The organism is Mesorhizobium hunchu, assembly GCF_040081975.1.
Taxonomy (GTDB): Bacteria; Pseudomonadota; Alphaproteobacteria; order Rhizobiales; family Rhizobiaceae; genus Mesorhizobium; species Mesorhizobium hunchu.
In genome coordinates this window covers 162,702-174,904 of the sequence record NZ_JBEBMG010000003.1, presented here as the reverse complement: position 1 = coordinate 174,904, position 12,203 = coordinate 162,702, and the positions used below count along the sequence as shown (strand labels likewise).

12 protein-coding genes are annotated in these 12,203 nt (G+C 65.8%); 11 read left to right on the top strand and 1 reads right to left on the bottom strand.

Annotation, left to right across the window (positions count from 1 at the left end):
- Nucleotides 1-14: 14 nt before the first annotated feature.
- The 11 genes from ABMA46_RS07610 (at nt 15) to ABMA46_RS07560 (ending at nt 11,656) form a co-directional block, all read left to right on the top strand.
- The gene (locus tag ABMA46_RS07610) at nt 15-1,196 is read left to right on the top strand and encodes a serine hydrolase domain-containing protein (RefSeq protein ID WP_348998718.1); all 1,182 of its coding nucleotides are present in this window, start codon (nt 15-17) and stop codon (nt 1,194-1,196) included.
- Between the two features lie 92 nt (nt 1,197-1,288).
- Nucleotides 1,289-2,500: an acyl-CoA dehydrogenase gene (locus ABMA46_RS07605; RefSeq protein WP_348998717.1), complete on the top strand. Its 1,212-nt coding sequence runs from the start codon at nt 1,289-1,291 to the stop codon at nt 2,498-2,500.
- A gap of 280 nt (nt 2,501-2,780) precedes the next feature.
- Nucleotides 2,781-3,845, top strand: coding sequence for a DNA topoisomerase IB (locus ABMA46_RS07600; protein WP_348998716.1), 1,065 nt, complete (start codon nt 2,781-2,783; stop codon nt 3,843-3,845).
- A 286-nt stretch (nt 3,846-4,131) separates the two neighbouring features.
- Nucleotides 4,132-4,518: a YciI family protein gene (locus tag ABMA46_RS07595; RefSeq protein WP_348998715.1), complete on the top strand. Its 387-nt coding sequence runs from the start codon at nt 4,132-4,134 to the stop codon at nt 4,516-4,518.
- 6 nt (nt 4,519-4,524) lie between these two features.
- The gene (locus tag ABMA46_RS07590) at nt 4,525-5,787 is read left to right on the top strand and encodes an RNA polymerase sigma factor (protein WP_348998714.1); all 1,263 of its coding nucleotides are present in this window, start codon (nt 4,525-4,527) and stop codon (nt 5,785-5,787) included.
- Between the two features lie 444 nt (nt 5,788-6,231).
- Nucleotides 6,232-6,747 carry a hypothetical protein gene (locus ABMA46_RS07585; RefSeq protein WP_348998713.1) on the top strand — a complete coding sequence of 172 codons (516 nt, stop codon included), beginning with the start codon at nt 6,232-6,234 and terminating at the stop codon, nt 6,745-6,747.
- Between the two features lie 616 nt (nt 6,748-7,363).
- On the top strand, nt 7,364-8,878 hold the full coding sequence (gene amaB / locus ABMA46_RS07580) for an L-piperidine-6-carboxylate dehydrogenase (protein WP_348998712.1): 1,515 nt from the start codon (nt 7,364-7,366) through the stop codon (nt 8,876-8,878).
- A gap of 190 nt (nt 8,879-9,068) precedes the next feature.
- A complete protein-coding gene (locus tag ABMA46_RS07575; RefSeq protein ID WP_348998711.1) occupies nt 9,069-9,983 on the top strand; it encodes an SMP-30/gluconolactonase/LRE family protein in 915 nt (304 codons plus the stop codon).
- Nucleotides 9,984-10,039: 56 nt separating this feature from the next.
- Nucleotides 10,040-10,720, top strand: coding sequence for an RNA polymerase sigma factor (locus ABMA46_RS07570; protein ID WP_348998710.1), 681 nt, complete (start codon nt 10,040-10,042; stop codon nt 10,718-10,720).
- An 84-nt stretch (nt 10,721-10,804) separates the two neighbouring features.
- Nucleotides 10,805-11,332 (top strand): DUF4142 domain-containing protein, encoded by a 528-nt coding sequence (locus tag ABMA46_RS07565; RefSeq protein ID WP_348998709.1) that lies wholly within the window; start codon nt 10,805-10,807, stop codon nt 11,330-11,332.
- 9 nt (nt 11,333-11,341) lie between these two features.
- Nucleotides 11,342-11,656, top strand: a complete 315-nt coding sequence (locus tag ABMA46_RS07560) for a plastocyanin/azurin family copper-binding protein (protein WP_348998708.1) — start codon at nt 11,342-11,344, stop codon at nt 11,654-11,656.
- A gap of 69 nt (nt 11,657-11,725) precedes the next feature.
- Here the strand turns inward: ABMA46_RS07560 and ABMA46_RS07555 are convergent, their stop codons facing one another.
- Complete coding sequence (locus tag ABMA46_RS07555; protein ID WP_348998707.1) at nt 11,726-12,193, bottom strand: hypothetical protein; 468 nt, start codon at nt 12,191-12,193, stop codon at nt 11,726-11,728.
- Between the last annotated feature and the right edge of the window lie 10 nt (nt 12,194-12,203).

Below are 12,203 nucleotides of genomic sequence, written 5' to 3'. Positions count from 1 at the left end.
ATCGGAGGACAGACATGACAGCACAGACCGCCTTCGAGCGGCACTATGGTTTTCGCCGCGATGAGGTGACGCTGGCGTCGTGGCGCACCAGTCCGTTCAACCGCTGGTCGTTCCAGAACGCCGGCGAACTGGTGCCGAGCGCGGACATCGGCGTTGCCGCCGATGCAGGCCCGGAGGAACCTGTCCGGGACATGGCCGGCCTGCTCTCGCAAAAGGTCACGCCGGGCGAAGGGGAACCGCAAACGGTCGCCAGCTTCCTCACGCGCTCGTCGACGGATGCGCTGACGGTGATGAAAGGCGGAAAGATCGTCGGCGACTGGTTTGCGCCGCATATGGCTTTCGGCGCGCGCCACATCGTCTTTTCCATCTCCAAGTCGATCACCGCGATCCTCGCCGGCATCCTCGAAGGGGAGGGCGCGCTCGACCCGAATGCCCCGGTGGCAACACATGTCCCGGAGGCGAAAGGCTCCGCTTACGGCGACGCCACCGTTCAGCATGTGCTCGACATGACGGTGTCGGTCGATATCGAGGAAAGCTACACCGATCCCGACAGCGCCTATGGCCGTTACCGCAAGGCGACGCTGTGGAACCCGGGCGGCGGGAGCGAGACGCTGTTCTCCTTCCTGATGAGCCTGCCGAGGCTCGACGGTCCGCATGGCGAGACGTTCCGCTACCGTTCGCCCAATTCCGACCTGCTCGGCGTCGTCCTCGAGCGGGCGACGGGGCAACGTTTCGCGGACCTTATGCGCGAAAAACTGTGGGCGCCGCTCGGCGCCAGGAGCGCCGCCGCCATCACCGTCGACATGGTCGGGCAGGCGCGCACGGCCGGCGGCATCTCCATGACGCCGCGCGATCTCGCCCGCATCGGCGAGATGATGCGCCAGGGCGGCGTGGCCGGCGGCCGCCGCGTCGTGCCGGAAGAATGGGTGCGCGATACGGTCGAGACCGGCGGCGACCGTCAGGCCTGGCGGCGCGGGGCAATGCTCTTCCTGTTTCCAGGCGGGCGCTACCGCAACAAATGGTATCAGGTCGGCGACGGCGCCTATTGCGGCATCGGCATTCACGGCCAGTGGCTCTATGTCGACCCGAAGAGCGAAGTCGTCATCGCCAAGATGTCGTCGCAGCCCGAGCCGGTCGAGGACGCGCTCGACATGGAGATCGTCGGGTTTTTGCGGGCACTGAGCGCAATGGCCTGAAACCACTCGGCGTTTGGCCCACCAGCCCCGGTTTGCTTTTTTCAGCGGGCCGGATCATAAGCTCGCCAACCCTTTCCCTCGGAGACTTGCGCATGGCCGCCGACAAGAACGCATTCGTCTGGGACGATCCTTTCCTGCTTGAGGACCAGCTTTCGGAAGACGAGCGGATGATCCGCAATGCGGCCGCTGCCTTCGCGGCCGACAGGCTGATGCCGCGCATCGAACAGGCGTACATGGAGGAAAAGACCGATCCCGCCATCTTCCGCGAGATGGGCGAGGCCGGGCTGCTCGGCGTTACGGTTCCGGAGGAATATGGCGGGCTCGGCTCCAATTACGTCACCTACGGGCTGATCGCGCGTGAGGTGGAGCGCGTGGACTCGGGCTACCGATCGATGATGAGCGTGCAATCGTCGCTGGTGATGTATCCCATCCATGCCTACGGATCGGAAGAGCAGCGGAAAAAGTATCTGCCGAAGCTGGCTTCGGGCGAGTGGATCGGCTGCTTCGGCCTGACCGAGCCGGATGCCGGCTCCGATCCCGGCGGCATGAAGACCCGCGCCGAGAAGACCGCTTCCGGCTATCGCCTCAACGGCGCGAAGATGTGGATATCCAACGCGCCGATCGCCGACGTCTTCGTCGTCTGGGCCAAGCTCAAGTGCGAGGACGGCCCGGACAAGAAAGGTGGGGACGTCATCTGCGGCTTCGTCCTCGAAAAGGGCATGAAAGGCCTGTCCGCCCCCAAGATCGACGGCAAGCTGTCGCTGCGCGCCTCGATCACCGGCGAGATCGTGCTTGAGAACGTCGAGGTCGGCGAGGACGCGCTGCTGCCGAACGCGAAGGGCCTCGGCGGTCCGTTCGGTTGCCTGAACCGCGCCCGCTACGGCATTTCCTGGGGCGCGCTGGGTGCTGCCGAGGATTGCTGGCGCCGCGCCCGCCAATACGGCCTGGACAGAAAGCAGTTCGGCAAGCCGCTGGCCGGCACGCAGCTCTACCAGAAGAAGCTCGCCGACATGCAGACCGACATCGCGCTCGGGCTTCAGGGCTCGCTGCGCGTCGGTCGGCTGATGGACGAGGGCAAGATGGCGCCGGAGATGATCTCGATCGTCAAGCGCAACAATTGCGGCAAGGCGCTCGACATCGCTCGCCAGGCGCGCGACATGCACGGCGGCAACGGCATCCAGATCGGCTACCACGTCATGCGCCACGCGCAGAACCTGGAGACGGTCAACACCTACGAGGGCGCACACGACGTCCACGCGCTGATCCTGGGCAGGGCGCAGACGGGATTGCAGGCCTTCTTCTGACCGCCTTCTCGTTCCTCGCAGCCAGATGGCGACGCACCCCCAACCCCTAACCCCTCCCCACAAGGGGGAGGGAGACGCCGCCGGTTCGGCCAAGCTTTGCTGATCTTGGCGTTTTAGCGTCACCTCAAGATCCCCCTCCCCCTTGTGGGGAGGGGTTAGGGGTGGGGGTGCACGGCGGCGAGAGTAATTCCACTTGGGGTAGCTCTGCGGCAAACAGGGAAAGACAAGGGAACCCGCCGGCCATGTCGCGCGTATTCACCGGCCATCCCGTGGAGCGATCATGCTGGATAAGACGAGGAGTGAACCGGACGCCGCCGCCCAGGCAGCCGCCGAGCGCGCGCAGCTCACTTACGTCAATGACAGCGATCCCGGCATTCGCCGCAAAGGTGCGGCGAAACGATTCTGGTATGTCGGGCCAAGGGGCGAGAAACTGGCGGAGGGCAAGACCGTGCAGCGCATCCGCGCGCTGGCCATTCCGCCGGCGTGGACCGACGTGTGGATTTCTCCCGATCCGAACGGCCACATCCAGGCCACTGGACGCGACCTCAAGGGCCGCAAGCAGTACCGCTATCATCCCGACTGGGCGGCCGAGCGGGACGGCGAGAAATATTCGAGCCTGGTCGCCTTTGCCGAGGCGCTCCCCGGCCTGCGCAGCCGGGTCGACGCGGACCTGCGCCGTCACGGCCTGCCGTTCGAGCGCGTCGTCGCTTCCGTGGTCTGGCTGCTCGACAACACCATGATCCGCGTCGGCAATGCCGCCTACGCCCGCGACAACAAGAGTTTCGGGCTGACCACGCTGCGCGACCGGCATGTCGACATCACCGGGTCGAGCCTGCGCTTTTCCTTCAAGGGCAAGTCGGGCAGGGAGTGGAAGCTGAAACTCGTCGACCGCCGTATCGCCCGCGTGGTGCGCGGCGCGCAGGATATTCCCGGCCAGAAGCTGTTCCAGTACCTCGATGCGGAGGGGCGGCGCCGTCCGGTCCGTTCGGAGGACGTCAACGACTATATCCGCGAGGCGGCCGGCAACGGCTTCAGCGCCAAGCATTTCCGGACATGGGGCGGCACCATCCATGCCGCGTCGCTGCTGGCGCAGACCGAGCGGCCTGACGCCGAGACGGCGAGGAAGCGCGTCCTGAACGGGGCCATCGACAAGGTCGCCGAGCGTCTCGGCAACACGCGCTCGGTCTGCCGGCAATGCTACATCCATCCCGCCGTGCCGGAGGCCTGGCTGGAAGGGCGCCTGCTGGAGGAAATGACGCTGGCCAACAAGGGCAAGCGGCGGATCAAGGGCCTCGACGACGAGGAGGCGCTGGTGCTGCGCTGGCTGCGGGCACGAGGCGGCTGAGGCATGATCGGTCGTCACGGCGTCATCCCGGCGGCTGCTGAGTGGCCGCAGGCCGCGAGGCGAGAGCCGGGACCCATTCCGGAACATCGGCCAAGTCATGGAATGGGTCCCGGATAGCCGCTCTCCGCTTCGCTCCGAGCAGCTTCCGGGATGACGCCCGCGTTCTATGCCGGCTTCCTTGAACCATGATTGGCGCGATGCGAGGCCGCCAGACCGCGGATTTTTTATCGACCTTGTGTCGGCTTCGGCCTAACTCTTTCGTCTTCAAATCATGAAAGGGTCCGCGATGCTCTACGCCATTCTCTGCTACGCCTCCGAAGATGTCGTCTGCGGCTGGAGCAAGGAGCAGGACGAGGCCGTGATGGCCGATCTCGCCGCCGTGCAGGAGAAATATGCCCGCGCCGGCAAGCTTGGCCCGGTGGCGCGGCTGCTTCCCACCACGGCCGCCACAACGCTGCGCAAGGTCAAGGGCGAATCCGTCGTCATCGACGGGCCGTTCGCGGAGACCAAGGAGCAGTTCCTCGGCTTCTACACGCTCGACTGCGCCGATCTGGACGAAGCGGTCGCCTTTGCCAAGGAATTGTCCACAGTCAACCCGAGCGGCGGGTCCTACGAGATCCGGCCGGTCGGCGTCATCAACCCGACCGGCTCGCATAATTTCCAGGCAGGCTAGAAACCCATGACCGACCCCAACTGGATCGCTTCCGCCATCAGCGCCGCCCGGCCGCAGGCGATGGGCGCGCTGCTGCGCTATTTCCGCGATCTCGACATCGCGGAAGAGGCTTTCCAGGACGCGTGCCTCAGGGCGCTGAAGAACTGGCCGAAGAACGGCCCGCCGCGCGATCCGGCCGCCTGGCTGATCTTCGTCGGCCGCAACAGCGGCATAGACGGGGTGCGCAAGCGCTCGAAACAGGTGGAGATGCCGGACGAGGACAAGGTGTCGGACCTCGACGACGTCGAGGAGGATATGGCCGAGCGGCTCGACGGCGCGCATTACCGCGACGACATCCTGCGGCTTTTGTTCATCTGCTGCCATCCGGACCTGCCGGCCACCCAGCAGATCGCGCTGGCGCTGCGCATCGTTTCCGGCCTCTCGGTCAAGCAGATCGCCCGTGCCTTCCTTGTCGGCGAAAGCGCGATGGAACAGCGCATCACCCGCGCCAAGGCGCGCATCGGCACCGGCGCACTGGCGTTCGAGACGCCCGGCGCCGTCGAACGCTCGGAGCGGCTGGCGGCGGTCGCGGCCATGATCTATCTCGTCTTCAACGAGGGCTATTCGACCACCGGCGGCGAGGCGGTGGCGCGCGCGCCTCTGGCCGAGGAGGCGATAAGGCTCGCCCGCCTGCTGCTCAGGCTGTTCCAGACCGAGCCGGAGATCATGGGTCTGACGGCGCTGATGCTCTTGCAGCACGCCCGCGCCCCGGCCCGCTTCGACGCGAACGGCGAGATCGTGCTTTTGGAAGACCAGGACCGGTCGCTGTGGCGCCGGAAAATGATCGACGAGGGGCTGGCGCTGGTCGACAAGGCGCTGCGGCACGCCAAGCCCGGTCCCTATCAGGTGCAGGCGGCGATCGCGGCGCTGCATGCCCGCGCCGAAAAGGCCGAGGATACGGACTGGCGCGAGATCGACCTGCTCTACAGCCTACTCGAGCAGATGCAGCCGTCGCCGGTGGTGACGCTGAACCGCGCCGTCGCCGTCTCCAAGGTGCGCGGGCCGCAGACGGCGCTCGACATGGTCGATCCGCTGGCCGACCGGCTCGCCGGCTATTTCCATTTCCACGGCCTGCGCGGCGGCCTGTTGATGCAGCTCGGCCGCAACGACGAGGCACGCGAAGCCTTCGACCGGGCGATCGCACTGGCCAACACGGCCGCGGAGGCCTCGCATATCCGCATGCACATCGACCGGCTGATGAAGGAAGGCAGCGCGGCGAAGGCGGGGTGAGGCAAGGCCGCTCAAATAGCGCGTAGCCACCTTACCTTTGTCATCCCTGGCCTGCTCGAATTCGTCGTCCTCGTGGCCGCTCCGAGGACCATGCCGGAATATCTCGGCCGCCTGAGCCCGTGCACAGAGGCCGTCATTCCGGGGCCGCGCAGCGGAACCCGGAATCCAGAGCGGGAACGCTGCCAAGCCGGGCCTGAACGGGCAAGGTCGGCGGACTGGATTCCGGGTTCCGCTGCGCGGCCCCGGAATGACGCAGGTGGATAAGGCGGCGCGAAAAATCTCTCCACACCCTTTCTACCTCCCCGATACTCGGCCGGCAGACAGCAGACCCCTCGTCATCCTCGGGCCTGACCCGAGGATCCATGACGGAACGGTTTTGGCTGGGTGAGGCGGTGCAGAACGCATGTTCTTCTGCACCGCGCTGGCCCTCACCAAGGGTCAGGCATGGATCCCCGGGTCGCGCCCTCGCTGCGCTTGGGCTTGCCCGAGGATGACGAAGGTTGGGGCCTTCGCCAAAAAATCTCTCCACACCTCTCCTGCCTCTTCCATACTTGGTCCGCCGAAAGGGAGGCTGGAATGGAGGAATGGGGAACAGACGGAGACTATGATGTGCTGGGGCGCATCGTGGCGCTGCTGTTTTCCCTTGCCACCGTTGCCGATATCGCCGTCGGCCTTCCCGGTCCACGCCGCCGGTATCTGCTCGGCATTCTGAGTGTCGCCGAAGCGGCGGCACATGATTTTCTCATCGGCCCCGGCACGCCGGTCTCGGCCGGCGGGCAGGACACGGCCGACGACGCCTTGCGCCTCGCGGCCCGTCTGCGCGCGCTGGCGATGTTGCTCATGGCCCTGCTGATGCAGGCGGTCACGCTGCCCAACGCGACCCATCCGTTTGTTGTCCGGAAGACGCCTGCCTTGCACGCAGGCCGTCCGGCATCGTCGGCCGCGCCCGATACGTCATAAGGCAGCGCCAGCGATAAACCCGGCGTCATCCCGAAAGCCGATCGAAGCGCAGCGTAGGTCGGCTATTCGGGACCTATTCCGGATCGTCTCCAAGGTCACGGACTGGATCCCGGCTCTGCGCTCGCAAGCTCCCTTGGTCGGGATGACGATGGTGCTTTGCGTCCCGGCTTCCCGCTGCTTCTGCATCGACCGGGAGAGCGTTTCTTGACAATGGCCAGGGCGGATTTCCGCAGCGTGGCGATGATGAGATGTGGGCGCAAGAGCCCCTCTCCGTCGCGGCTTCGCCGCGCCACCTCTCCCCAGAGGCGCGAGGAACCTGAGCCCGCCAAAACTCGTGCTCTGCGATTACCAGCTCTTGAGCAGGTTCATCATCGTTTCGGCTGAGCACTGTTTCGGCTGAGCGCTGGCCAAGCAGAACCTGGGTTCCTCGCCCCTCTGGGGAGAGGTGGCGCGGCGAAGCCGCGACGGAGAGGGGTTGCTTCGACGGTACTGACGTCAGGAAGGCGTCGCGCGGCGCTTCGGCTTGGCTCAACCGACCGGGGGTGGTGGAAAGCGCCGGAAACGGCTATTGCCTCGCCCAAAGGCAATGGCTGCCAAACACTCCAAGAGGAAGATCATGACGGTTGCGAAGGAAACGGCCGATCTGCTGGCCAAGCTCGGTGTGGACAAGGGCGCGCTTTCGGGCGGCGACCTCGAGGTGCGCAGCCCGGTGACGGGCGAAAAGATCGCCGCATTGAAGCAGATGTCGCCGGCCGAAGCCAATCAGGCGATCGACGCCGCGCACGAGGCGTTCAAGGCGTGGCGGCTGGTGCCGGGGCCGCGGCGCGGCGAACTGGTCAGGCTGCTCGGCGAGGAACTGCGCAATCACAAGGCCGAGCTCGGCCGTCTGGTGTCGATCGAAGTCGGCAAGATCCCGTCCGAGGGGCTGGGCGAAGTGCAGGAGATGATCGACATCTGCGACTTCGCGGTCGGTCTTTCCCGGCAGTTGTACGGCCTCACCATCGCCACCGAGCGGCCCGGCCACCGCATGATGGAGACCTGGCATCCGCTCGGCGTCGTCGGCGTGATTTCGGCCTTCAACTTCCCGGTGGCCGTCTGGTCGTGGAATTCGGCGCTGGCGCTGGTCTGCGGCGATGCGGTCGTGTGGAAACCGTCGGAGAAGACGCCGCTGACGGCACTTGCCTGCGAGGCGATTTTTGCGCGCGCCGTCGAGCGCTTCGGCAAGGATGCGCCGAAGGACCTGCTGAAAGTGCTAATCGGCGATCGCGCCGTCGGCGAGGTCCTGGTCGACCATTCCAAGGTGCCGCTGGTCTCGGCCACCGGCTCGACCCGCATGGGCAAGGAAGTCGGCCCGCGGCTGGCGAAGCGCTTTGCCCGCGCCGTGCTGGAACTCGGCGGCAACAATGCCGGCATCGTCTGCCCCTCCGCCGATCTCGATATGGCGCTTCGCGCCATCGCCTTCGGCGCCATGGGCACGGCCGGCCAGCGTTGCACGACGCTGCGCCGCCTGTTCGTCCATGAGAGCGTCTACGACCAGCTCGTGCCGCGCTTGCGCAAGGCCTATGAGAGCGTCTCGGTCGGCAATCCGCTGGAGGGCAAGGCGCTGGTCGGGCCGCTGATCGACAAGGCGGCCTATGACGGCATGCAGAAGGCGCTGAAGGAAGCAGAGTCGCATGGCGGCAAGGTAACCGGCGGCAAACGGGTGGATACCGGTCATGCCGAGGCCTATTACGTGCATCCGGCGCTGGTCGAGATGCCGAAACAGGCCGGGCCGGTGACGGAGGAAACCTTCGCGCCGATCCTCTACGTCATGAAGTACAAGGACTTCGACGAGGCGCTCGACCAGCACAATGCGGTGGGCGCGGGCCTGTCCTCGTCCATCTTCACCCGCGACATCATGGAATCGGAGCGCTTCCTGTCGGCCGAGGGCTCGGACTGCGGCATCGCCAACGTCAACATCGGCACCTCCGGCGCCGAGATCGGCGGGGCCTTCGGCGGCGAGAAGGAGACCGGCGGCGGCCGCGAGTCCGGCTCCGACGCCTGGAAGGCCTATATGCGCCGCGCCACCAACACGGTGAATTATTCCGCCGCGCTGCCGCTGGCGCAGGGCGTGAGCTTCGACATCGACTGATTTTCTATCGTGCAGAATGGCGCGCCAGTACCCCCACCCCTAACCCCTCCCCTCAAGGGGGAGGGGACTTTGCGGCAGCGCCACAATGTGCGGACGCAGGTGGTTTGTGCGAAACGGTGGTGTCGACGTCTCCCTCCCCCTTGAGGGGAGGGGACAGGGGTGGGGGTTCCGGGCAAGAGGGAGGAAAAACATGCCGGCGTCCGACTATGAAATTCTCGATCCGCGCTTCAACCGCCTGTTCAACGGCAGCGCGCATGTGGAAAGGCTGTTCACCGGCTGCCGTTGGGCGGAGGGGCCGGCCTGGTTCGCGGCCGGGCGCTATGTCGTCTGGTCGGATATCCCCAACGACCGGATGCTGCGTTACGACGAGTGCGACGGTTCGGTCAGCATCTTTCGCCAGCCCTGCGGCAACACCAACGGCAACACGGTGGACCGGCAGGGCCGGCTGGTGAGTTGCGAGCATTCGGGCCGACGCGTCAGCCGCACCGAGCATGACGGGTCGGTCACCACGCTGGCCGACCGCTGGCAGGGGAAGCGGCTCAACTCGCCCAACGACGTCGTGGTGCACTCCGACGGCTCGATCTGGTTCACCGATCCGAGCTACGGCATCGACACCGACTACGAGGGCGACAAGGCCGAGAGCGAGATCGGCGCCTGCAATGTCTACCGCATCGATCCGGCGAGCGGCGCTGTCGAGGCCGTCATCACCGACATGGTGCGCCCCAACGGGCTGGCCTTCTCGTTGGACGAGAAACAGCTTTATGTCGTCGATACCGGTCGCACCCACGGCGCCGACAATCCCGCGCACATGCGCGTCTTCGACGTGGACGCGAACGGCAAGGTCTCCGGCGGGCGCGTGTTCGCCGACTGCACGGTCGGCCTGTTCGACGGATTCCGGCTGGACGACGCCGGGCGCATCTGGACGAGCGCGGCCGACGGCATCCATTGCTACGATGCGGACGGCACGCTGATCGGCAAGGTGCTGGTGCCGGAAGTGACGGCCAATTGCGTGTTCGGCGGGGCCAAGCGCAACGTGCTCTACATCTGCGGCACCACCTCGCTCTATGCCGTGCGGCTGATGGTGAACGGCGCGAAGACCTATTAGGATCGGGAACCTTTCTCCGCCGCAAGCATCCAAGCGGTGGGCAAGGAGAACCGGTCATGCCAGCACCGAACGTCAGCCGGGTAACGATCGAAGCGGACGACGCCGAGCTCGTGCGGCGTGCGCTGAGCCGCGACGGCCGTGCCTTCCGCGCCATCATGACCCGCTACAACCAGCGGCTCTACCGGCTGGCGCGCGGTATCGTAGGGCGTTCCAGCGAGGCCGAGGACGTGGTGCAGGAAGCCTATGTGCGGGCGTTCCGCAATCTCGATACGTTCCGAGGCGACTCCGCCTTGTCGACCTGGCTGTCGCGCATTGTCATCAACGAGGCTCTGGGCCTCCTGCGCAAGGCCAGGCGCGAAGGCAAGACGACCGGACTCCAGGCGGCCGAAGCAGAAATCATCCAGTTTCCCGGCAATGCCAGCGACGATCCGGAGCGGACAATGGCGCAACGACAGATATTGCACCTGGTCGAGGAAGCGACCGACAGACTGCCGGCTGCGTTCCGTGCCGTGTTCGTCGCCCGCGTCATCGAGGGGTTGAGCGTGGAGGAGACGGCGGACCTGCTCGGCATCAGGCCGGAGACGGTGAAGACCCGGCTCCACCGCGCCCGCCGGATGGTGCGCACGGACCTGGACGCGCAGATCGGCCCGGTGCTGATGGATGCCTTCCCTTTTGCCGGCCGGCGCTGCGAGCGCCTGACCGAGGCGGTCATGGGCCGCCTCGGCATAGACAGCTGATTTTCAGGAACCTCCGGCCGTCCGCAGCATCCAATCTGCGTCAAGCAAACAGGCCCGGGCAACGCGTCCGGGCAAGGAGGTTCCATGTTCATTCGTCGCCCTTTCGCCGCGCTCGCCATGCTCAGCGTTCTCGCCGCTCCGGGCTTTGCCGATCCGGCCGACAAGCCGACCGATCCGCAGATCGCCCACATCGCCTATACGGCCGGGGTCATCGACATCGATGCTGCCAAGCAGGCCATCGCCAAGTCGAAGACCAAGGCGGTGGTCGATTTCGCCAACGACATGCTGCGCGACCATCAAGCCGTCAACGACCAGGCGCTCGCCCTGGTCAAGAAGCTGAACGTCACGCCGGAGGACAACGCCACCTCCAAGGCACTCGTCAAGGCGGCCGACGACGAGCGCGCGAAGCTGGACAAGCTCGACGGCGCCGCATTCGACAAGGCCTATGTCGACAATGAGGTGGCCTATCACAAGCAGGTCGACGGTGCGCTGGAGACGCTGCTGATCCCCTCCGCGCAGAACGCCGAGCTGAAGAGCCTGCTCGAGACCGGCCTGAAGATATTCCAGGGCCATGAGATGCATGCCGAGCATGTTGCGGCGGAACTGAAGTAGGAGCCGACGATGCGCTTTGCGTGGGTTTTGCCGACAGTGGCTGCGCTGCTTGCAGCCGGCATGGTGCCGGTCCTGGCCGATACCGTCACGGTGACAATCGACAAGCTGGCTTTTTCGCCCAAGGAGGTCAGCGTCAAGGCCGGCGACACAGTGGAATGGGTGAACAAGGACGCCTTCGCCCACACCGCCACAGTCAAGGGCGGCTGGGAGGTGATGATCCCGCCGAAGAAGACGGCGAGCCGGGTAATGCAGGCGGGGGATACGGTGGAATACTTCTGCCGCTTCCATCCCAACATGAAGGGCAGGATCACGGTGACGCCATAGGGGTGGGGGTACTCCCACGGAATGGGTAACGGCCCCGTAACGACCCGCGCTACCGCCGATGAGCGCCCGTCATCTATACTTCATGTAACCGACGAAGCCGGTGATGCGCCAGCGATCGCTCCTGCGGCAGAAATAGAGCGTCTGCCAGTTCAGCCGCTCGGCGCCGCCGTCGGCCAGCCGGATCTCGCCGTCGAATTTCTTGCGCGCGACGGCGACGTCGCCGTTGATGTCGATGCGGTCCAGCGAGACTGCCTTCAGTAGCGCCGGCACCAGCGGCTCGGCATAGGCGACCCTGGCGGATTCTGCTGCCTGTCTCAGCCATTCGTCGCGGTAGGCTTCCAGCGTCGGGAAGGCGGCGTCCCAGGCGTCAGGCTCCGATGAGTTGTGCGCATGGATGCCGAGGAAGCGCCCGGCGTCGAAATCGTCCGCAACTTTTCCCCAATCCTGCGCCGCGAAGGCGGCGAAGTCGCGCGGCATCAGCATCTCCCAGATGAAGGCGCGGTCTTGATCGTCGGCGAATGGATTGGCAGCTGTCATGGAAACTCCG

Bases quoted from the DNA above. Each gene is read 5' to 3' on its own strand.
- ABMA46_RS07610 (WP_348998718.1), top strand. From the start codon at position 15: ATGACAGCACAGACCGCCTTCGAGCGGCACTATGGTTTTCGCCGCGAT.
- ABMA46_RS07605 (WP_348998717.1), top strand. From the start codon at position 1,289: ATGGCCGCCGACAAGAACGCATTCGTCTGGGACGATCCTTTCCTGCTT.
- ABMA46_RS07600 (WP_348998716.1), top strand. From the start codon at position 2,781: ATGCTGGATAAGACGAGGAGTGAACCGGACGCCGCCGCCCAGGCAGCC.
- ABMA46_RS07595 (WP_348998715.1), top strand. From the start codon at position 4,132: ATGCTCTACGCCATTCTCTGCTACGCCTCCGAAGATGTCGTCTGCGGC.
- ABMA46_RS07590 (WP_348998714.1), top strand. From the start codon at position 4,525: ATGACCGACCCCAACTGGATCGCTTCCGCCATCAGCGCCGCCCGGCCG.
- ABMA46_RS07585 (WP_348998713.1), top strand. From the start codon at position 6,232: ATGGATCCCCGGGTCGCGCCCTCGCTGCGCTTGGGCTTGCCCGAGGAT.
- amaB (WP_348998712.1), top strand. From the start codon at position 7,364: ATGACGGTTGCGAAGGAAACGGCCGATCTGCTGGCCAAGCTCGGTGTG.
- ABMA46_RS07575 (WP_348998711.1), top strand. From the start codon at position 9,069: ATGCCGGCGTCCGACTATGAAATTCTCGATCCGCGCTTCAACCGCCTG.
- ABMA46_RS07570 (WP_348998710.1), top strand. From the start codon at position 10,040: ATGCCAGCACCGAACGTCAGCCGGGTAACGATCGAAGCGGACGACGCC.
- ABMA46_RS07565 (WP_348998709.1), top strand. From the start codon at position 10,805: ATGTTCATTCGTCGCCCTTTCGCCGCGCTCGCCATGCTCAGCGTTCTC.
- ABMA46_RS07560 (WP_348998708.1), top strand. From the start codon at position 11,342: ATGCGCTTTGCGTGGGTTTTGCCGACAGTGGCTGCGCTGCTTGCAGCC.
- ABMA46_RS07555 (WP_348998707.1), bottom strand. From the start codon at position 12,193: ATGACAGCTGCCAATCCATTCGCCGACGATCAAGACCGCGCCTTCATC.